Annotated in this window: 16 protein-coding genes; 11 read left to right on the top strand and 5 right to left on the bottom strand. The window is 49.4% G+C overall.

The features are described from left to right. Positions 1-16: 16 nt before the first annotated feature. From IFO68_RS16100 to IFO68_RS16090, 3 genes are read left to right on the top strand one after another with little or no spacing between them, the layout of a single operon-like run. Complete coding sequence (locus tag IFO68_RS16100; RefSeq protein ID WP_192016862.1) at positions 17-1,900, top strand: XrtA/PEP-CTERM system amidotransferase; 1,884 nt, start codon at positions 17-19, stop codon at positions 1,898-1,900. Beyond that, positions 1,900-3,090, top strand: a complete 1,191-nt coding sequence (locus IFO68_RS16095; protein WP_192016861.1) for a glycosyltransferase family 4 protein — start codon at positions 1,900-1,902, stop codon at positions 3,088-3,090. The genes IFO68_RS16100 and IFO68_RS16095 overlap by 1 nt, the downstream gene beginning before the upstream one ends. Next, complete coding sequence (locus IFO68_RS16090; RefSeq protein WP_192016860.1) at positions 3,087-4,250, top strand: glycosyltransferase family 4 protein; 1,164 nt, start codon at positions 3,087-3,089, stop codon at positions 4,248-4,250. The genes IFO68_RS16095 and IFO68_RS16090 overlap by 4 nt, the downstream gene beginning before the upstream one ends. A gap of 56 nt (positions 4,251-4,306) precedes the next feature. Here the strand turns inward: IFO68_RS16090 and IFO68_RS16085 are convergent, their stop codons facing one another. The 3 genes from IFO68_RS16085 to IFO68_RS16075 form a co-directional block, all read right to left on the bottom strand. After that, the gene (locus IFO68_RS16085; protein WP_192016859.1) at positions 4,307-5,647 is read right to left on the bottom strand and encodes a putative O-glycosylation ligase, exosortase A system-associated; all 1,341 of its coding nucleotides are present in this window, start codon (positions 5,645-5,647) and stop codon (positions 4,307-4,309) included. 401 nt (positions 5,648-6,048) lie between these two features. Next, positions 6,049-7,515 (bottom strand): oligosaccharide flippase family protein, encoded by a 1,467-nt coding sequence (locus IFO68_RS16080; protein ID WP_192016858.1) that lies wholly within the window; start codon positions 7,513-7,515, stop codon positions 6,049-6,051. Between the two features lie 11 nt (positions 7,516-7,526). Then, positions 7,527-8,486, bottom strand: coding sequence for a polysaccharide deacetylase family protein (locus IFO68_RS16075; protein ID WP_192016857.1), 960 nt, complete (start codon positions 8,484-8,486; stop codon positions 7,527-7,529). Between the two features lie 524 nt (positions 8,487-9,010). On the opposite strand from IFO68_RS16075, the gene IFO68_RS16070 reads away from it, so the two are divergent. Continuing rightward, positions 9,011-10,549, top strand: a complete 1,539-nt coding sequence (locus IFO68_RS16070) for a chondroitinase-B domain-containing protein (RefSeq protein WP_192016856.1) — start codon at positions 9,011-9,013, stop codon at positions 10,547-10,549. Here the strand turns inward: IFO68_RS16070 and IFO68_RS16065 are convergent. Next, positions 10,479-11,705, bottom strand: a complete 1,227-nt coding sequence (locus IFO68_RS16065; protein WP_192016855.1) for a GNAT family N-acetyltransferase — start codon at positions 11,703-11,705, stop codon at positions 10,479-10,481. The genes IFO68_RS16070 and IFO68_RS16065 overlap by 71 nt on opposite strands. 201 nt (positions 11,706-11,906) lie before the next feature. Here IFO68_RS16065 and prsT point away from each other — a divergent pair, with 201 nt between their 5' ends. The 5 genes from prsT to IFO68_RS16040 all read left to right on the top strand — a co-directional run bounded on the left by prsT (position 11,907) and on the right by IFO68_RS16040 (position 18,494). After that, on the top strand, positions 11,907-14,675 hold the full coding sequence (gene prsT / locus IFO68_RS16060; protein WP_192016854.1) for an XrtA/PEP-CTERM system TPR-repeat protein PrsT: 2,769 nt from the start codon (positions 11,907-11,909) through the stop codon (positions 14,673-14,675). Positions 14,676-14,744: 69 nt separating this feature from the next. Beyond that, on the top strand, positions 14,745-15,533 hold the full coding sequence (locus IFO68_RS16055) for a S1 family peptidase (RefSeq protein ID WP_225445285.1): 789 nt from the start codon (positions 14,745-14,747) through the stop codon (positions 15,531-15,533). Next, the gene (locus IFO68_RS16050) at positions 15,530-15,970 is read left to right on the top strand and encodes a VanZ family protein (protein ID WP_192016853.1); all 441 of its coding nucleotides are present in this window, start codon (positions 15,530-15,532) and stop codon (positions 15,968-15,970) included. Before IFO68_RS16055 ends, IFO68_RS16050 begins: the two co-directional genes overlap by 4 nt. An 81-nt stretch (positions 15,971-16,051) precedes the next feature. Next, on the top strand, positions 16,052-16,534 hold the full coding sequence (locus IFO68_RS16045; protein WP_120512930.1) for a CreA family protein: 483 nt from the start codon (positions 16,052-16,054) through the stop codon (positions 16,532-16,534). 307 nt (positions 16,535-16,841) lie between these two features. Further along, entirely contained in the window at positions 16,842-18,494 is a 1,653-nt protein-coding gene (locus tag IFO68_RS16040) for an AMP-binding protein (protein ID WP_225445284.1), read from the top strand. Between the two features lie 101 nt (positions 18,495-18,595). On the opposite strand, the gene IFO68_RS16035 is transcribed toward IFO68_RS16040, so the two are convergent. Further along, entirely contained in the window at positions 18,596-20,440 is a 1,845-nt protein-coding gene (locus IFO68_RS16035; RefSeq protein WP_192016851.1) for a beta-ketoacyl synthase, read from the bottom strand. Between the two features lie 210 nt (positions 20,441-20,650). Between IFO68_RS16035 and IFO68_RS16030 the strand changes: the two genes are divergently transcribed. After that, on the top strand, positions 20,651-21,628 hold the full coding sequence (locus tag IFO68_RS16030) for a GlxA family transcriptional regulator (RefSeq protein WP_192016850.1): 978 nt from the start codon (positions 20,651-20,653) through the stop codon (positions 21,626-21,628). A gap of 170 nt (positions 21,629-21,798) precedes the next feature. Then, complete coding sequence (locus tag IFO68_RS16025; RefSeq protein WP_192016849.1) at positions 21,799-22,341, top strand: hypothetical protein; 543 nt, start codon at positions 21,799-21,801, stop codon at positions 22,339-22,341. Positions 22,342-22,373: the final 32 nt, after the last annotated feature.

The raw sequence follows: 22,373 nt of genomic DNA, 5'->3' as shown, positions 1-22,373 counted from the left end.
TATCAGGGAGAGGGTTATGTGCGGTATTGCGGGTATTTTCAACGTACAACATTCAGGCATTATTGACACTCGGCTGTTGCAGCACATCAACCGGATACAGCACCATCGAGGCCCGGATGATGAAGGCTATTTCGTCGATGATCTTGTCGGGCTGGCCCATCGCCGTCTGTCTATTATCGACCTGTCCGGCGGGCATCAGCCACTGTTTAACGAAGATAACACGGTCGCGGTTGTCTTTAATGGCGAAATTTACAATTTCAAAGCTCTGATCAAAGAGCTGAAAAATCTGGGTCATCAGTTTCGTACCGTCAGTGATACCGAAGTGATAGTCCATGCCTGGGAACAATGGGGGAAAGACTGCGTCAGCCATTTTCGTGGCATGTTTGCCTTCGCTATCTGGGATAAAAACACCTCGACCCTCTTTCTTGCCCGGGACAGGCTGGGTAAGAAACCGCTTTTTTACAGCCTGACAGCCAAAGGGCAATTGGTTTTTGCCTCCGAGCTGAAAGTATTGCTAGCACATCCTGACGTGTCCCGCACTCTGCGCGACGAAATGGCCGAAGAATACCTGATGTTCGGCTATATTCCAGACCCGTTCACCGCTTATAAACACATATTCAAGCTCCCTGCCGGGCATTATCTTCAACTGACGCCGGGTGCCGCTATTACGGCCAGTGCCTACTGGGATCTCTCTGCACCAGCAACAGTCCTCAGCTGGCACGATACGCAGGAGGCACTGGTTGATCAACTGCTGGACGCTGTCAGAATTCGCATGGTGTCGGATGTGCCTCTCGGGGCCTTCTTGTCAGGCGGGGTGGATTCCAGTGCTATTGTGGCCCTGATGTCGGGCCTGCAATCCAATCCGGTGAACACCTGCGCCATAGGGTTTGATCAGGCTCAGTTCGATGAAACCCACTATGCCCGCAGCATTGCTGAGCAGTATCAAACCCGGCATCATGATCGCCAGATCAACGCAGAAGATGTCAGCTTAGTGGAGGTGCTGGGGCGGTTGTATGATGAACCGTTTGCAGACGATTCAGCACTGCCGACCTACCTGGTATGCCAGCTGGCCCGGAAACAGGTCAAAGTGGCTTTGTCCGGCGACGGGGGAGACGAAATCTTTGCCGGCTACCGTCGCTACCGGTTTCATCTGGCCGAGCAGAAAGTCAGGGGGATGATACCCTCTTCCATTCGTGAACCGGTGTTTGGCATGCTGGGTCAGATATACCCCAAAGCCGACTGGGCGCCACAGCGCTTCAGGGCCAAAACGACCTTCCAGTCGCTGGCAATGAACAGTGTTGATGCGTATGCCAATACGATCTCAAAACTCAGGTTCGCTGACAGGCAGCGATTGCTCAGTCCGGCCTATCGCCATCAGCTCAATGGCTATACAGGGAACGATATTCTTCGCCGGCATGCCCTCAATGCGCCTACCGACGATCCGCTGAAATTGATCCAGTACCTCGATCTGAAAACCTGGCTGCCCGGCGATATTCTGACCAAGGTGGATCGCGCCAGCATGGCCAATTCGCTTGAAGTACGTGCCCCCCTGCTCGATCACCAGCTGCTGGAATGGGCGTTTCAAATTCCGAGCCAGGATTTGATCCGCAGACAGGAAGGCAAATTCTGCTTTAAAAAAGCCCTGGAACCTTATCTGCCCAAAGATATTTTATATCGCCCTAAAATGGGGTTCAGCATGCCGCTGGCCCATTGGTTTCGTACCCAGCTCCGGCCGATGCTGCATACGCAGATCTTATCTCCCGTCATGCTGGACTGTGGCTATTTTAATCCGCATCAGCTGCGAAACATTGTGGCTGAGCACGAAAGCGGCCAGCGCGATCATGGTGTCGTGCTCTGGAGTTTACTGATGTTCGCCCAATTTATGGAGAGGCAGGCATAGTGAAAATTCTCACCATTTCAACACTCTACCCGAACGCGAGTAATCCCAGGCACGGCATTTTTGTCGAAACCCGGCTGCGCCAGTTAAAAAAACATTACCCGCAGACAGACATTACTGTGATAGCACCTGTGCCCTGGTTCCCGTTCAGTCACCCTGTGTTTGGACAATACAGCGACTATGCGTCTGTCCCCTATACTGAGAGCCGCTATGGCATCCGCATTTATCATCCGAGATATCTGGTTATCCCTAAACTGGGAATGTCACTGACCCCATCGACGCTGGCCTATTCCCTGCACAAACAGATTGCACGCTTAATGCAGCAAGGGTTCGACTTTGATCTGATTGATGGCCACTATTTTTACCCCGACGGGGTGGCCATTGCTTCGGTCGCCAGCACCTTAAACAAACCGTTTACCATGACGGCAAGAGGGACAGACATCAATCTGATCCCCGCCTACCCCAAAGCCCGAAAACGTATTCAGCAGGTTTTATCGGTCAGCAACCACAACCTTGCAGTGTGTGAGGCACTGCGGCAAAGCATGATCGAGTTAGGCGCAGTACCGGATAAAGTCAGCACACTGAGAAACGGGGTCGATCTAGAGCTGTTCAGTTTCAGCGACGAAAGCCAGCAACCCGCACTCAGGCAGGCACTGAACCTGCCGGTTAATGTACCTGTCATCTTATCCGTCGGTCTGCTTATAGAGCGTAAAGGCCACCACTTAGTCATCGAAGCCCTGCGTCACATTCCGGATGCCCTGTTACTGATTGCCGGCACCGGCCCGAAAGCAAAAGCACTGTCCGCCCTGGCCAAACAACAGGGTGTTGCCCAGCGGGTACGCTTTCTGGGCAAGCTCAGTCAGGAAGAATTATCCGCCTATTATGGCGCGGCTGACTTACTGGCACTGGCTTCAGACAGAGAAGGCTGGGCAAATGTGCTGCTGGAAGCCATGGCTTGCGGCACACCGGTTGTGGCCACCAATATCTGGGGGACACCTGAAGTCGTCCGTAAACCCCAGGCAGGCACATTGGTTGAGCGCAATGTCAATGCCATCGCCGAGGGTATCCGCCAGTTGCTGAACAAGCCTTTTGCCCGCGCTGACACTCGTCATTACGCCGAGCAATTCGACTGGTCTGCCACCTCTGAAGGTCAGTATCAGTTGTTTAATCGTTTGATTAAGGACGCATCATGAAAATTCTGTATCACCACAGGGTCGCTTCCAAAGACGGCCAGTATGTCCATATTGATGCCATCATTGGTGCCCTTCGTGAACAAGGCCACGAAGTGGTGGTCGTCGCACCGGCTGTGTCCGATCAGGCCGACGTTGGCGCTAACGGCGGCTGGGTCAGCAAAGTGCGCCAGATGCTGCCCCGTTTTTGCTGTGAAATCCTGGAATTTGGCTACAGTGCTTATGATTTCGCCAAGCTGTGCATCACTTTATACCGGGAAAAACCGGATGCCATTTATGAGCGCTACAACCTGTTTCTTCCCACCGGGATCCTGGCTAAGCAACTGTTCAATGTGCCACTGGTATTAGAGATCAACGCCCCATTATTCGATGAGCGCAATGCCTACGGCGGATTGTCGCTCACCTGGCTGGCCCGCTGGTCAGAATTGTTCACATGGCGTAATGCCGATCATACTCTGCCGGTCAGTCATGTGCTGGCCGACTATGTTCAGCGCGCAGGCGTACCTGAGCATGCCATCAGTGTTATTCCCAATGGGATAGACAGCCGCTTATTTCATCCTGTTGTCGGCAAGGAGAAACAACCTGAATTTTCGGGTAGCCTGGTGGTTGGATTTGTCGGCTTCTGCCGCGAATGGCATCAATTAGAGCACGTTTTGTCACTGATCGTTGATTTTAACCGGCAGCGGAACATTGACGATCCAGAAGTGAAATTCCTGATCGTCGGTGACGGCCCGGTTCTGGATGAGCTCAGAAAACAGGCACGCACTCTCAGGGCCGAGCACCAGATTCACATCACAGGATTAATTGATCGCCAACATATACCGGACTGGCTCTCTCAGATAGATATCGCCCTGCAGCCGGCCGTCACCCCCTGGTGTTCACCGCTCAAGCTGATCGAATACCTGGCATGTGGCAAAGCCATTGTCGCGCCCGATAGCGACAACATAAAAGAGCTGCTGACAGATGGCGACAATGCCCTGCTGTTCAAAGCAGGTCATTTAGCCGATATGCTGGAGCAGATTAAGCGTTTGTTGTCCGACGAAGCACTCCGCCAGCAGTTAAGTGACAATGCGGCGGCCAGCATTGCCAGACAACAGCTGACCTGGCCGGACAATGCACAAAAAATCGTCGGTATTTTTGAGTCGTTGATTGTCAAACCCTGAGTGGTGCCGGGAAAACACCACAGGTAACACAACTGATTGGTCGGATATTCAGAGCATTAAGTGGAGGACATGCCCTGTAACTGAGAAACCGGTTTTCTTCGCGCTTGCTGGCTGACCATCACTCTCACCTGCATACTTAAGGCCGCCATTGCTGCGGCTAATACCCAGAAAAGTTCAAGATACGCCAGCGAGAGCGCGGCCCCTGCCGTGCAATAGCCCAGCAAAGACACCTGCATCATGCGCGCCAGATCAATCTGCCAGTGGTGAGTATCATTCCATGGCGGTCGCCCCAGTGTCACAATGACCCAGCGCATTTTCAGAAACAACAACAGAATAACCAGCATGAACAGAGTGAACCCGACAAAGCCGTGATCACCCAAAACCTGAAAATAAATACTGTGCGCGGCCCAGCTTTCTTCTCCGGGGGGCGGCGTTTCAATAATATCTATTTTATAGATATCCAGTGCGAGCCTGTCCCACACCGGCTGAAAATAGGTGGCTTTAAATCCGGCTCCCAACACCGGCCGTTCCAGCGCCATCAAAGTGTGGATTTTCCACGAAGTCAGCCGGTTAGTGAAAGAAGAATCCTGAGTCGCCGTTTCTATCGTTTCCATCCTGTCATACCACTTGTCCGGTAACAGCAAGACAGAAACTGAAACGATAATTGCCACGCCAAATAATGTCAGAACTTTTTTGTTACTTCTGAACCAGAAGTAACAGCCAATCACAGCCAGAGCAAGCACGCCTCCTCTGGAATAAGTGCCCAGCACAGACAACACACACAGCACTAACATACCTATCAGCCCTAAACGGATCCACCTTTCCTGGACGGACTTTAACTGATAGATACATAAAGGAATCACCATACATAAAGCAGCGGCAAGGTGGTTATTGTCTGAAATCAAGTGACCAGTTGGCCCCTGGATTTTATGTCCGCCTAAACTGGCCAGGAACTTCAGCCCTTCCACGGCACCAAAGAAGCCCACTGACATCAATATCCCCCACAACAGCATTTCGAACTCATGCTTTTGCCGGATGATTAATGCAATCATGATGAACAACAGGAAGATCTTGGAAAATTTCTCCCATTCCGGCCAAACCAGTTCAGGAAAAATAATGGTGTTGTAGGTGGTTAAACCGGTATGAAGCCAAAACAAAATAGCAATGAAGACAACCCCGTCAAATATAACCGCGGGCTTCTTCCTGGAAAAAAGGTAAGTAATCAGCGTCAGCAAGGCAAACACACTGTTGTAACTGATCGGCTTGGCAAACCCGTAAACCCAATAGGCCGGCACAAATAAGCCCGACCACAACCAAAGTGACACTGCGATGTAAGAGCGTCTCAGAGCAAAACAAGCCAGGATCAGGAAAACGCTGATTAAGACGACATCTCTCATTTTCCAGCTCCCTAACGTCGATGCTTAGAATTTTTTTGCTGTTTTGCTAAGTATTCTTTGTATTCTTTGTCCTGCCTTATTGAGCGTACACAAAGATATACCAAGACAAACAGACCCATCGAGAAAAGGATTGATTCCACTGTTCAACTCCTTATCTGAGCGTGTGAAAAGCTCAGATCGTCTGGGCTTCCAGCTGGCATATTTAACAGATATTGTGACTTTTTTAACCACTCCTTTCACTATAGTTCCTGATTAACGAACCAACAAAATTTTGACTATGAATAATTTGTCATCAGTGACCCGAACAGATCTTAACAGTTGCAGTAGATTATTATGCAACTAATTAAGTCACTCTCAATCGCTATAGAGAAAATCCATCCGCTCTTCTACCCTCACTGACGTTAATCAAACATAGGGGTTCTGATTATTTTTCCTATTTTAGCTTGTATACTTCGATACTCCGGAATCACTCTGATTGAAACCGGCAATAATGCCAGCATAGAAACCGAATACACGAATACACCTGTTACTATACCCAGGAGTAAAGCCCAGAAATGACTGTCTATTTCAGATACCACAGCAATAACGCTGAAATACATCAATACTGAAACAGAAAACGGCACAAAAATAACGGGTAATAAACGGCTGGCCTGCAGCCTGATCACAAGCAAGAACACAGTTGTCACACACACCAGAAATATACCGCCAACCAGTAAGCGAACAAAAGACAGGCTGTCAGGATCGTCGTAGCCGCTACCATAAAAACTGCCAATCACTAACAAAATTGCCAGACAATCGCACTTAAATAACAGCGGCATCCTGGATTTTAAGATCAATACCGTTTGTATTAACATATACATAGTCATCACAATCATTAAGAATGACAAATTCTGCATGACTGGAATAACGTCAATCCATTTTTCTCCGAGAACGACATAGACAAAATCCTCCGCAATGGCGCATACCCCAAAAGACACAGGCATAGCAAGAAACATTAACAATGCCATTTGCGAATACAATCTTTCTTTCAGTAAGCTGTCCTGATCTTTCAGTTTTGAAAACACGGAAAATGCTCCGTGATTCATCGGGGCCAGAAAGTCAGTAAAAGGCAGCCAGGAAAACTCCTGCCCCATATTATAAAAACCGACGTTGCGGCTGTTAAGAATATTACCCAAGAGCAGCATATCTACCCTGGATCGCATATAACCAGACACAGAAACCAGATACAGCCATTTAGATATAACCCACTGTTCTTTCCAGTACTGTGTGCACCAGCGGGGCCGAAAAGGACAAAGAATATAGCTGGTGATCACTTCAATCACGGCCATCAATATAACACCGGCAATTAAAGCCCAGTAATTACCGATAATTAACGCAACCGCTATGGTACACACACTGCCGAGTGTTTTCGCTACCATTAGCATCATGGTTTCCATTTTAAAATTGAAGTTTTTTTCGAACAGATCCATACCGACATTATGAAAAGCAAGAATAACGGGAATAATACTGACAACACGAATGACCACTGCTATCTCTGGCTCACTGGTGTAAACAGCTACCCAGTCTGCCGACAGAAATAAAAAAAACGCGGACACGATACGAAACAGCAGATTCAAAGACCAAATACTGTGCAATTTATTTTCATCAGTCATATCTTCCATCAGCACATATCTTTTGGTCCCCACCGTTGATAGTGCGATGAAAAAATACACAAAAAACATAGTGAACCCGGCGATACCATAATCTTCCGGCGACAGTAAACGCACAAGCACCAGGGTGCTGATCAGCCCGATACAGCGGTTATACCAAATAGTGATCATAGACCACTTAGCACCCGAAAAAATCGCCTGGGAATACTGATCTGCCATAAGTTTCTGCCTTATCCCTGGCTGACTGCCATGTCTTTCGCCAGGACAATTTCACCGTTCAGCTCCCGCAGAAACCACTCAATATAGCGCCGTGTGGTGTATTTTAGTCGCTCGCAATCTTTGGTGGTGGGCACATAAGGTGTCATTCCGGCCACCAGACTGGGGGAGTGAAAAGACAGTACAAACACGTCTTGCCCTATTGCCATCTGAGCTTGCGTGATGGCCTGAAGCTGGGAGAGATCATTGCCTTCCGGCGACAAACGGTGCCTGCTTATACGAAGAGCCTTTGCAATGAAACGGGTAAGGTGTTTGCTATTGAAGGTGCGGCACCAGGCCGGACACTGATTGGCCTTTTTTGCAACCCGCTTGGAAACGGATAGCCAAGAACTGGTATGCGGAATATGCCGAATCGCATTTTCAACAAAAAGGGCATTGGTATATTCACTGAAATCAGGCCCTTGCTGATGGCTGAAATCACAGTAAGCACTGATACTGAGATCGACCTGATAACCCAATGTGCGCAAATGTTCACTGGTAACAGGGCCAAAACCGTATCGTCCCGCCAAATACGTAACCGGAGATACCCCTGACACCGCCTGTATTTTTTCTGTCAGCCTGCTTATTTTTTCATACTCAAGATCCGGTGCCAGATTACAGGGATAAGACTCAAAGTCGGTCACAGACTGATCATGAGAGACATTGGGCGGATTCACCCAGGGGTGCAAATGCGCGGCAAATTCAACACACTGCGCTGCGTTGCTTTGGTAGTGGGCTATCACTTCCCTGCCTCCGGCACTTTCAACAAACGGATAGTCCATGGCCAAGGTGATCTTAGCGCCAGTCTCAATCAGTTCCCCCATAAAAGGGATCAGGGCATGATGGTGCGTAACGGCAGTATTGCGGCTATTAAATCCCTGATCCCAGTCAAATTCTTCCTCAGCATGGATCACTACCAGTAGTTTAACGTCCATCTTTTCTCCTGATTCGCTGCAATGCCAGCCTGCAACGCCACCATTTCTGAACTCACCGAACGCTTTATCCGAAAGCGGCATTTCGCTGATGCAGTACGCTGATAATTAGGGGTTCTGCTAACCGTGCTTTCCCCAGACAGTCTCCGGGGCTCGTTACAATCAACTTCAGTAACTTGCAGCCTGAGTCACTTGGCATACCTATGTTAAAAATGGCACATGAAGCACAGAGCCACCATGCCAGATCATAAAATTGTCTTATCTGCCGCCTGAATAATTTCAAAACAGCTATCTGGGTTTCGCCTCAGGCAGCCTGGCTAACTACTTACATTTTCGGTTTTTCTGCAATCCTGATCTCAGTGCTGCAACCCAATCTCTACCCACATTCAGTCTTGTATTACCGACTAACTATGGCGAATTTGTGGTACTTGCTTCACCCGATGTCAACATTCTTACCTATACTCGATCTTGAATATTGTTTGACGTTAATCACACTTTTAAAGCAGATAATAGCCGGGAGCTGACTGATGATTTCGAAAGGAATAAAAACATATCTCGCGACAATCGGTGTTCTCGCTCACGTGATCCTCCTTGTTGCCGGTGTGTATCTGGTTAAACACTGGAGCGAACAAAGTCAGACCCTGCCCGCCGCTTTGCGCCAGTCAGTCAGTCACATTGAACAAGAGTTTCCAAGCCTGGCACCTGTCAATCAGGCCGTTGCCAGTGTGGCCAGCAACCTCGCCAGTCCTTCCTATTTCTGGCGCGAATTTGATACAAAATACTGGCCATCAGTCGGGCCTGACTGGTCATCATCAGGCCCTGAGCCAGAACCGATCAAGCCCGCTTCGCTCGGTACCCTCTGGGTATCTGATGAACAAAGCTTTGAAAAAGCACTGGAAGATGTGTTACCCGGCCAGGACATAGTCGTGAAAAAAGGCACCTACTTTTTCAGCAGCAAGCGCCTTAATATCAGCCAGATTACACCCTCTGCATCGCGTCCCGTAGTATTGAGGGCAGAAGAGCCGGGTACCGTTCTGCTGCAGCTCGACGGGCTGGAAGGCATTGTGATTAATCAGCCCTACTGGACGGTATCAGGGCTGACCTTTAAAGGTGTTTGTCCCACCCCTTCCGATTGCGATCATGCGCTGCACATTGTTGGCGATGCCGATCACAGCCTGGTGCAGAACAATGTCTTCATCGATTTCAACGCCGCCATCAAAGTCAACCGGATGGCAAACAAGTTTCCTGATAACGGCATCATTCGTCGTAATCACTTTTACAATACTCAGCCAAGAGACACCTCGAGATCTGTCACTCCCATTAATCTTGACCATGGCAATGCCTGGAGTATCGATCGCAACATCATTCGTGATTTCATCAAGTCCGGCGGCAATCAGGTCAGCTATGGCGCTTTCATGAAAGGCGGCAACGAGCAAGGCATCATAGAAAACAACCTGGTTATCTGTAACAGCACCAGCCGGAAATATGATGGTTATCAGATTGGCCTGTCATTAGGTGGCGGCGGTATGGAGCAGGAGAATCGGCGGGGACAGCTGACTTTCGAAGGGGATAGCCATACAGTACGTAACAATATCGTCCTGCACTGCAATGACGTGGGTCTTTACATTAATAAATCCAGTAATTCACTGGTCAACAACAACATTCTCTATCATACCTCGGGCATCGACGTCCGGTTTGCGCAGTCCAGCGCCGAGCTGATTAATAACATTGTGAGCGGCAAAATACGGGAACGCGACCAGGGTAAAGCGTCGGCCTCCCACAATCTGATTCTTTCCCCTGACTATCTGACCGAAAAACAAAAACTGGATGATTGGTTTACCTCGCCAGCAATAGGTAACTTCTCGCCCAAAGACGATGCTATCAAAGCCAAATTAACCCGCAGTGCCACTGAGTATCCCGTGACGGCCAAAGGGGACAGTATCTCGGACTTTTGTGGCAACCCGATCAATGTGCAAGACACCTTTGCCGGCGCCTTTAAGGACAGTCAGAACTGCTTTCGGACAACACCCGACGCTTCAGGGCACGACGCTTCAAAGCACGAATAGCTTTCTTCACTGAATAGGTAAAATGCGGATAGCGGAACTGACTGATCGCCAACCGGCACTCACGGTTGGCGAAGGTTTTTTTGTAACGGGCAATCCCGCCCATGAAATCGTACCCCAGCGCCCCATTTTCCCAGGCATCCTGGATCAGCAGATAGTGCGCAACCAAACCGGGTTTCAGGTGATTATCGCCCGAGCCATAATTCAGCGCACTTAAATAGAACAGTACCCAGTTGGCATGGTGAAAATTATAAATTACCCCCAGATCGTCTTCCCCGGCCTGCAGGTGGTGAATGGCAATCCGCCCCTGAGGCAGCCCGCGGCGAATCAGCTCATGGTGAAAATGCAGAAAACCAGGATTTGCAAAACCACTTTGTTCTGATTTGCTGCCCCAACGGCTCAGGTGATATTCAGCCGCATGATTGAAAAGCTCAAGTCCCTGAGTGACAGAAGAAGCCGTGGTGATTTTCACTTCGCCCAGCGCATTGTACTTATTCAGGCTGCGCTTTATCTGATACCTGGCATTTCGCGACAAAAAGCTATCAAGCGTCTGCTGCTTGTCCTTCAGCGGGCCAAAATCCAGCGCAAAGCCGACCGACTCCCACACCACCTCTTTTTCTGCAAATGCCCGTTTTTCTGCAAGTGCCAGCCCGGATAAAACGGCCTGCTTATCTGCCCTTTCGCTACCACAATGCGCCGCCACAGACTGTGGTCCGTTACTGACAAAATCCACGTCCAGACTGGCGCCAATCTCAAAGAGATCTGTCCCGTTCATTTGCGACATCACACAGGCTGTCATTAACGGACGAACGGTATTGGCCAGCGTCTTGTCCATCAGAAAATCGTTATATTCAATCCAGATTTGATCCTGTGAAGGAATACCTGTCCGGTGAAGGCAAAACTGTCTGCCATAGGACAAACCAGCAATCTTTTTCTCTTTAATCACGATAATGCCCAGGCCGACAATTTTGTCCTCTTGCCGGGCAAGAACAACACAACAGTTGTCCACAAAACAATCCAGCCATGTCCCTATCCAGAGCCAGGACAAAAACAGGTTCGGTTCAGCCTGCTCCTCAAGCGCACACCAGTGTTCTGCTAACCACTTATGATCGGGGTTAACAATCCATTCGCACTGTATCGAACTGTTTTTGCTTTCCATTTTTCTACCCTGCGCCGTAATTTATCCGTTCGCATCAAGCATAGCAGAGCAAAGGGCAACGCACTTTTCAGGTACTTTAAAGGCTATTTTTATCAGCACAGTGAGTACAAACAGACGTTTTATGTCAAAGCGATTGGCCGCAGTGTCAAAAATGTGACTATCCTAAAAAAAGTCCATCTGAAAATTCTGACAGGGATGATTATGGCTTTTTTACCTCGCACCACCTTTCATGTGCTGGCACTCGCTGGTGTTGTCGCTGTCACACTCACAGCCTGTGGTGAACAGTCTGTCGATGAGTACATGGCCAAAGCCGATACCTATCTCAGCAGCAATCAAATCAATGCTGCAGTTATTGAGCTGAAAAATGCCATACAGCAACATCCTGATGCCAATCAGGCCCGGCTGATGCTGGGTAAGATTTACCTGGACCAGGGCGATTATGCCAGTGCTGAAAAAGAATTGTATAAAGCACTCAGAAGCGCCGACGAGCAGGACACGATTGAACCACTGCTTGCCCAGGCCTATCTGGCCCAGAAAAAAACAACGGATATCATTGACCTGGCCAAACGGCCCCGCAGCCAGCAAGCTGAAGCACTGGCAGACATTTACGCGATAGAATCACTGGCTTTGTTGCTCGATAACGATCCCGATGGCGCTGAACAAGCCTTTCAGCGAGCCGAAAAAACCGGACAGATCACGCTCTACACGCGCCTTGCCAGAGCCAGCTTAGATGCCACCAGAGAACTCAATGATACTGCACTGAGCCAGGTCAGCAATATCGTACGAGTGTATCCCGCCAGCAGTGATGCCTGGCTGCTGAAAGGCCATATTGAAACCAGTATGGGTCATAACAAAGCCGCAGCAGAGAGCTATCGCAAAGCTGTAGACACCGCCCCGAAAGCCTTACAAAACACCCTGTACCTGGCACAGGCGCTGGTGAAAACAGAGCAGTACCAGGAAGCAGAAAAGTATGTCGATAATCTGCTGACGGTATTAAGCGGTCACGTACTGAGCAATGAACTGAAAGCCACCATTCTTTACGCCGAAGAGAAACAGAGTGAAGCAAAAGTCCACGCCGATTTAGCCATCCGAAACGGTTCCAGAAATCTGCCCACTTACTTGATTTCGGGTGTCGTTGCCTATAACCAGGGAAATTATGAACAGGCCAGTGAGCGATTTGAAAAAGTCGCGCCTTTTGTCTCGCAAAACCATATGATCCAACGCCTGTATGCCTCCAGCCAGCTTAAGCTGGGTGACATTGACGGTGCCATGCAAACCATGAATCAGTTCGATGCCACAGACAAAGCGAGCAGCGACTTTATCTCAGATATGAGCCTGGAACTCGCCAAAATCGGCCGTAATGATGCCGCTATGTCTCTGGCAGAAAAAGCCAATCATAACCCAACCACCAGCAAGCAGCTTCGCTTAGGATTGCTTCAGTTAGCCAGTAATGATACGACTGGGGTCGACACTCTCCAGCGCATTCTCGATACCGACCCGTCCCTCGCAGAAGCGAATTTGGGTCTTGCCTATTATTACTTAAAACAAGGCCGGGCCAACGAGGTCAAACAACTTGTCACTGCCTGGCTTGAACGCAATCCAAACGATCAGACTGCCCAGATGCTCAATGCCCTGGTGCTGCAAATTGAGAAAAAGCCCGATCAGGCGCAAGCAATCTATCAGCAGGTACTGGTAAAAGACGCCAAGAACTTACAAGCCACTTTGGGGCTTGGCCAGATTGCCGCCAGCAAAAATGATATGGACGCCGCTTTCGGTTATGCGCGCACCGCTTATTCCCATTACCCGGGAAAGAATCTGACCACCCGGACACTGTACAAATATGGTCAGCTCAGTGGGCAACTTGACCAGGCTGTATCTCTGGTTGCTTCTCAGGTCGAAGCACACCCGGATAATACCGCACTGAAATTGGATCTGGCTCGCGGTTATATGCTGCAAAAACACCCGGACCAGGCACTCAGCCTCATGACTAGTCTGACACCCCAGCAGCAAACCGCCCAAAGCTGGCGACTGCTGGGTGATATCTATTTCAGTCAGCGCGACTACCGTCAGGCCGAACCGGCTTACACCAAATGGCTTGAGCAAGATGTACTCAGCCAGCCAGCGTATATGCGCAATATCCAGATTAAAGAATTGAACAACAAAATGAGAGATAGCCTGCAACTGGCCGAAAAGGCCGAGCAGTTATTTCAGAACACGGCGATCTTTTCACTGATGAAAGCCGGGCTGCAACTGAAACTGGACAATGCCAGCGCCAGCCAGGCCACACTGGATGCCCTGCCGGACAACGTAAAGACACAAGCGTATTTCATGCGATTACAAGCCCTGAATTACCTGCAGCGCAAAGACTATACCCGAGCTGTTGAATGGCAACGGCAACGCTATGCTGCCTCACCGGGGATCGCCAGCGCCAACGATGTGGCCACTGCTTATTCATTAAACCAGCAAGCTGAGGAAGCCATTGCATTTCTGCAGGGGGTCATCAAAGAATACGGTGATAAAGCCGCGCCCTTGCGCCTGACACTGGCCCAACTGCAATTTGAGCAACAACCTGAACAGGCTATCGCGCAGTACCGGCGCATTCTGGAGCAACAGCCAGATAATGTCGTGGCTTTAAATAATCTTGCCTGGCTGTATTTATCTCAGGAAAAGTATCCGCAAGCCTGCGACAGCGCTTCCAAAGCTTTAGGGTTGGCTCAGGAGCACCCACAGATTCAGGATACCTACGGTTATTGTCTGCTGAAATCAGGACAGGCCGCCAATGCACTGCCAATGCTGGAAAAAGCCTACAAGCAGGCACAGACTAACCCTGAGATCGCCCTTCACTATGCAGAAAGCCTGCTGGCAAACAATATGAAGGAAAATGCACGAGAAATTCTCATTGGCGTGACGACGTCCGATCCTAAACTGCTGATGCTAAAGAGCAAACTGGAAGAACAAATCCGGCTGTAAACTCAACGCCCCGCAGTGCGGGGCGATAGGTTCACCCCTTTATCTGCCAGCGTGTAAGGACAAAAAATCATGCTTTTCTGTACCCGTCGAGTCACTCTGCTCATCGTACGAACTCTGCTCTGCCTCGGCTGCATGCTGCTTGCCACCGCGAACACACAAGCCGCATTGCCAGACGTTATTGCGAAAATTAAACCTTCAGTTGTCGGAGTCGGCACTTACAACAAACTGGCGACACCACGGGCTAATTTAATCGGGACTGGCTTTGTCGTCGGCGATGGCACACTGATTGCCACCAATAATCACGTTGTCCCCACTTCCATCGAAGTGGATACAAACACCGGCTTTGTTGTCTTTGTCGGGACTGGCACTTCACCGGATGTCCGCACCGCAACAGTCGTTGCACGTGACAGTGAGCACGATCTGGCATTACTGAAAATCACTGGCAGCCCCTTACCAAGCTTGCGTCTCTCTCCGCGGCCGGTGCGTGAAGGTGAAATATACAGCTTCACTGGCTTCCCTATAGGTGCAGTGCTCGGCCTGTACCCGGTGACACACAGAGGCATGGTATCCAGCATTACGCCGATTGCAGTACCGGCCCGTACAGCAAAAGAGCTTTCAGTTGCACGCCTCAAATACCTGAAAAACCCTTATGTTGTCTATCAGTTTGATGCCACAGCCTATCCCGGCAACAGCGGCAGTCCGGTCTACCATCAGGACACAGGTGAAGTCATCGCTGTCATCAATAAGGTCTTAGTGCAAACCAGCAAAGAAAACGCACTGAGTCAGCCGAGTGCCATCACTTATGCCATTCCCGTTCGGCACCTGAATCAGCTGTTAAGCTCACGCTATAAACCATGAGAAAACATGCTGAACCGATCTCACTGTATGTTTCATTGAAAGAGCGGCAATTACTGATATGGATATGGCTGCTATTCAGTTTGTATGCTGCTTCTATCGCAGGGCTGACCTTAATGCCAGCCGCAGAGAAAGGATCACTGGCCGACTTAGATACTTACGGCATATCCGGCCTGGATAAACTGCTTCATGTACTGACTTATATGCTTTTTGCCATGCTGGCACTTTGTGTCAGCCAGCAATACCGTTTCTACCTTACCCTGCTGATCGGACTGATGATTTTTGGCAGTCTGCTCGAAGTTTTCCAGGGCGTTCTTCATCTTGGGCGCCAGAGCTCTTTTTCCGATGCCGTGGCAAATCTTTCTGGAGTCATGCTGGGCGGATTGCTATCTTGGTACCTGGAACGGCATGCAGCCATGAAAAGCAGTAGAAAACGCTAAATATACGCACAATCCGCGAGAGCGTGATTATTATCCAACACCGTTCCACTCACTATTCTTACAGAACAATGGAGACTTTGAATGAAGCGCGCTCTGCTCTTTTCTGCCATGATCGCAGGAGCATCCTTACTGGCAGGCTGTTCAGACAACGAAGTCGGTGACGTCAGTCTGGGCGTATTTACCACTAAAGACATCAAACTGAATGTGCTCAGTGATCCGCTGATACCAGGCGTCACCTGCCACATTGCCAGTATTGAAGCGGATCTGGATTTTTCAGATCCCAGTGATTCATCCATTTCCTGCCGGCAAACCGGTGAAATTACCCCGGAAATGATCGCCGCGATTGATAAATCGAAATCGGGTGATGTGGTTTTCAAGAAGTCGAAAAGTGTCTTTTTCAAAACCATGAAAATTCGCCGGGTGTTTGACCACGACAGCCAGACACTGATGTATCTGTCTTATTCCACCAAAGAAACATCAGGCAGCTATAAGCACAGCCTGTCTACAGTGCCACTCTGGGGAACCAAAGCGTATCAGGCACCTGTCACACCACAAGCACAGTAACTGAAATCCTTCATTCAGGTTACTGTTTACATTCAGTAACAAAAACACATGCATACTGCATCGCAGCTCTGACAATTCACAGAGCTGCTGCAGGTGTACAGCTAGTCAGTATCTCTTCCTGCTTTCTCAATGACTTAAACCGTTATTTTTGATCACTGAGTTAGATTTTTACCGCAAATTCAATACAGTAATATCTTGACGCTCCACCTAAAGCCGCATTTAATTATTTAACAAGATAATAACAACCACGGAATGGAACATTACAATGACTTTGCCTTTACAGCCAAACACATTAAGGGATTCGCTCATGACGCAAGCATTACCTCATGAACGCATGTTGAAATGGGCAGAAGAACGCCCGGATGACATTTTTCTCCGCCAGATCATCAACCGGCAGTTTACCGACTTTACCTATGCCGAGGTCGTAGATAAGGCACTACGCCTTGTCAGCGCATTACGTGCGCAAGGCCTCATGCCAGGGGACAAGCTAGGCTTGATATCGAAAAACTGCGCTGAATGGTATATCTGCGATCTGGCTATGATGCTCGGCAGTTACATCAGCGTGCCTGTCTTTCCTACGGCAGGTGCAGACACCATAGAGCACTGTCTGACTCACAGTGAAGCCAAGCTGATTTTCATTGGTAAGCTGGATGATAACCGCGCGATCAATACCGTCTGTAACAATCTGGAAGACATCATCACTGTCAGCTTCCCGTACCCGAATACCCCAGAGTGTAAGCACTCATTCAATGAGTTAATTGACTCGCACAACCCGAGTGAAGAGCGCCCTTCCCATCAGGACAACGACGTGATGTCGCTGGTGTATACATCCGGCACATCAGGGTTACCCAAAGGGGCCATTCTCTCTTACGGTGGCTTTGCTTTTTCGGCGCAGAACCTCATTGAGCATATCGGCATCGTCGACAATGAACGTCTGTTCTCCTACCTTCCCCTGGCTCACATCACCGAGCGTGTCTATATCCTGGGCACATCAATGATGGCAGGTGTACAGGTGGCTTTTCCTGAATCACTGGATACTTTCATTGACGATGTGAAAATGCACCGCCCGACATTATTTATTTCAGTTCCCCGCCTCTGGACTGTGTTCCAGCAACGGATTCTGGAAAAACTGCCGCAGACAAAACTGAACATTTTGCTGAAAATCCCCTTTGTGTCCGGTCTTATCAAACGCAAACTGGCTGATGGACTGGGCCTGAATGAAGCGCGCGTATTAGGCTGCGGTTCAGCACCGGTTTCACCGGCCCTGTTGCGCTGGTATGAGAGTATCGGACTCAATATCACCGAAGCCTGGGGTATGACGGAAAACTATGCCTATGGCACACTCAACCTGCCGTTTCGTAGCGACAAGATCGGCACGGTAGGCAGTGCGGGGCCGGGTGTGGACATCAAGATCGCCGAAGATGATGAAATTCTGGTGCGTAGCAAAGGCCTGTTTTCTGGTTACTACAAAAATGACATCGCAACCAAAGAAAGCTTCAATGATGAAGGCTGGCTGCATACCGGCGATCTGGGCAGTCTGGATGAAGAAGGCTTTTTGACAATTCAGGGCCGGAAAAAAGACAACTTCAAAACAGCGAAAGGTAAATTCGTTTCACCGGTTCCGATTGAAAAACGCCTCTTTGAACTTTGTGGCATTGAAATGATGTGTGTGGTGGGTTCAGGTATGCCCGCCCCCATACTGCTGGCGGTAGCGCATGCTTACCCTAATTTTGACCGGGACAGATATGCGAAAAAAGTGAGCCGGGCAATCGACACCATCAATAAAGAACTGGAATCACACGCCAAGATAAAAGGTGTTCTGATGATCAAAGAACCCTGGAGTATTGAGAACGGTATTCTGACCCCTACACTGAAAATTAAACGTCATGTGCTGGAAAAACAGTATCACGATACCGGCTGTCAGTGGCCAAAAGATCAGCTTATCCAGTGGGAAGAATAAACACCGCAACCGTCACCACGGCAACAAGTGATCGTTTACCAGTGCAATAAAAAAAACGGGCAGCTTTAAGCTGCCCGTTTTTTTTGAAGACAACGAATCGGTTATTCGTAATCGGCGTACGGATTTGCCGTTGGCAATGCAATGGCTTCATCAAAGGCCGACAGAGTCAGGCTGTCCTGTGTCATTGTCACTGAGGTTTCATCCATCACAGACTCACCAAAGTCATAGCGGATTTCTTCCTGTCCCTGACAAGCCTGCTGATCATGCGCCGCGGTGACACCACGCACCTTAACATTACGTGCAAGATATTCAGCGATAGCAAGCTGCCCGTATTTCTTTTGCAGCATCGCCAGGGTTTTCTGTGGCGATAACACCAGCGCTGATGCATTGTTGCCACCAAAGCCTTTGGCATTAATGATCACGCCCTGCATATCATCACCCGCTGTGCCGGCAAAGTAATGATCCATCAAAATATTCAGATTGGACTGATGCACATCATCGGCAATATGATCAATCGTTTTAATCCCCGGAATCCAGCCGTACTGCCAGACCCCCAGAGAAGCCATCAGCTGATCGCCGGCTGCCGCACTCATAGAATGACCAACATAAGATTTAATCGCCGTCACCGGCCAGTTTTCAATGCCAAAGGTCTTTGCCACCTCGTTGAGTATGTGGCTTTCCGTAACTCGGTTTTGCGGTGTGCCTGTACCATGGGCCTGGACAAAGGTTTTCTTCACACCGTCCGGGCCGAGAATGGCCTTCGCCAGTGCCGCAGCCTTCGCAACAGTGACATAGTTGCCTACCCCCGGTGCTGAGATAGATTTCTTATTGCCGTCAGCATTGATAAATACATCGGCAGCAGAACCATAGATATTTGCCCCCAGCTTCAAGGCCAGCTCTTCTTCCATCAGCACGACAAACTGGGCTGATTCTGCCATGGTAAATCCGGCATTATCAGAAAACGGACGACAGGCACGGCGGTTATCTACGGTGTCACTGTCATCCAGCGCGCAGATTTGTGCGTCTTCAGCTAACGCACCCATCACACGAAAACCTTCCATGATTTCAGAGACCACAGGCGCTTCAGCGTTTCCGACAATCGCCACTTTGGCCGCACCACTTTGAATGTCTTGCATGCCTTGACGCAAATTGTACAGGAAGGTTGCACAGGCCCCCATGTTGGTGCCCGTTGTCCCTACGCTGTTAATCACATAGCCGTTGATGAAATCGGCCGGCATTTCAGCCAGCGATAAAGCCATCATTTTCGAGCTGACCCGGCCGCCGGTAAGCGGTGCGGCAACCATACCGGCTATGGATTGATCATCAATCTGCGCCAGCGCACTACCGGCATACACGGCAACCTCGTCAGGGCGGATATGGGTCAGTATTTCCGACCAGTCAACACCCAGGGAATTGAGCGCATCTGAGGCGCCATAAATGGTCAGTTGCAGTCCGCGCGGATGAAACCGTGAGTTATATAACTTACCCGGTTCAAAGCCACGGGGAATGTTGCCGCCACTGCTGACAGGAAAAGTGACATAATCGGCCAGCAGTGCATCCAGCTCACCGGTTACTGTGATATGGACTTTGCTGCCCTCTTCTTCCAGGCGCCAGTTCTCCGGTACATGCGCAGGCAGCTTTGATTTACGCAATGTGAAACAGATCTGTTCATTACCGCCTGAAATCGCTGTTTTATATTGCTGCAGTACGCGATCAGGATCGAAGGTTTCAATACGGCGGATTAAGGTGCCGTCCTTGATCGCCTCAATCACAGTGTCAGTGACGTCACCGTCTGCCAGGCCCATTCGGTGCGCCAGATCTTGCCAGGTTGAATGCATATCGCTGGCCGGCAGCATGTCTGCCAGCATACGTTTATAACTGTGAAAACCTGAACTACGACCTGCGGCATTGATACCGCCCATTCCGACAATCAGAGGTAATTTCATTGTATGCTTCTTGCTTCATGATTTATTTGTCTATCAGATTACCAAGTTCCACTGGTATTTCACCTGGCTTTTACGCCATAATTACTGACATAAACGCCAAACCAGATCAAGAAGACGAATTTGTGTCGGCATGAGTAACCAGCTTCAGCTCAGGTTCAGAAAAAATCACCCCGTTTCTGTCTCCATTACGTTTAAAACAGAGTGCTGACTATGAAGATTGCCTTTGTCCTTTATCCGCGTGCGTTAATCACAGGTATTTCTCTTGCTGCAGAGATGCTGAGCAGTGCTGCCAGCCTGAGGCCCAAACAGGATCAGAGGTCAAAACCCGTTTCAATTTCGGTTGTTGCAGAGAGTCTTTCACCGCCAGCGGTCAAATCCGGCCTGCGGTTACAACCGGATCTGACCCTGAAAGAATCAGGACAATTCGATTTTGTGATTTTGCCGCCCATCTGGGGCAACCCGATCTCCGCGCTGAAGCAATGCCCGGAACTGGTGTCATGGCTGACTCACCAATATCAGCAGGGCGCCAAAATTATCGCCACAGGTACAGGCGTCTGCTGGCTGGCCGAAACCGGACTGCTCGATCAGCAAGTAGCAACCACGCATTGGTACTATTACGATAAGTTTGCCGCACGTTACCCGGCAGTTGTTCTGAACCGCCAGGCGTCCATTACTGTTGCGAATGGTTTGTACTGTACCGTCAGTATCAACTCGCAATCAGAGCTGATCCTGTACCTGATACGTGAGCATTTTGGCCAAAGTGTGGCGAAAACAGTCGAAACGCATTTCGGGCATGAAATTTCTCAGTCTGATCAGCAGCCCTTCTATCAGATAGGCGGAGAAGTTCAGTTTGATGAGTCCATCGCATTGGCGCAGGACTGGCTCAAACGCAACTTATCCCGCCCCATCACAGCAAAAGACGTTGCAGAACAGTGCGGCTTGCCATTACGGACTTTTCAACGCCGGTTCAAAACCCAGGTCGGCCAGACTCCGCATGAATATTTGCAGTCTTTGCGTATGGAAGCGGCACAAATCCTGTTGCGGGACTTTGGGTTATCTGTTCAGGATGTCGCAGAACAGGTCGGTTACCGTGACGCCCATCATTTCAGTACCCGTTTCCAGCAACAGTTTACGCTGAGCCCGTCTCAGTACCGCCATATGGTCAAAGCGAAGATATACCAAGCCTGAATTACTCACTTATGAGATTCCGCATCACTTAATTGCCGGATCAATGGTTTAGCCCGCATCCCGGTCACACTGATAGTCACCCAGTCGCTATGCTATTAGTAACGAACAATTCAATAAGATCTCGAGTTGAACTGGGTAATGCCTGTCTCGATGAACTGGAAAATCAAGTGATGTATGGTCATATCCAATTGTTTTTCATACTGTTCATAGCGTACTCTGCTGCCAGTGCTCCACCAAAACCTCTGCCGACCAGCACCACAAAACTGGATAGCCGTTCCTGCCGGCTAGACCTTTACCATCTGGCCAAGAATCAGTACAACAATATTGAACCTGATTTTCAGATTGCGCTCGTCGCGGATAATGGCTTTAACCGGCGGTATGTCGCCCTGAAAGCTGATATCTCTTATCCGCTTGGCTTCGAAAACTTCAGTTATTTTCGTACCGGTCAGCCAGTTGAGATTTTTACCGCAGACTGGAAAAAGTATTACGGCAATCTGAACCTGTCAGACTCTTCCCGCAGTTATAGTATTTCCCATTTGGTCAGATTAGGCAGCACTAGCTCGCGACAAGCTTTTGACCTATTAGTCAGGCTAATCGCAGAAGATGAAGGCCGCTTTGAGTTTCGTAGTGCCAACAAGCACTATCGATTCTATCTGGAGGAAGGGCATCTGGATGATTTTCTTGATTGCCTGAGAAACCAAGTCACAAAATAAGCAGAAAAGCCGCAAGGTGTCGTCTCAGCAGT

Origin of the sequence: Photobacterium arenosum (assembly GCF_014841115.1) — a bacterium.
Classification (GTDB): Bacteria; Pseudomonadota; Gammaproteobacteria; order Enterobacterales; family Vibrionaceae; genus Photobacterium; species Photobacterium arenosum.
This window is presented reverse-complemented; position numbering and strand designations above follow the sequence as displayed.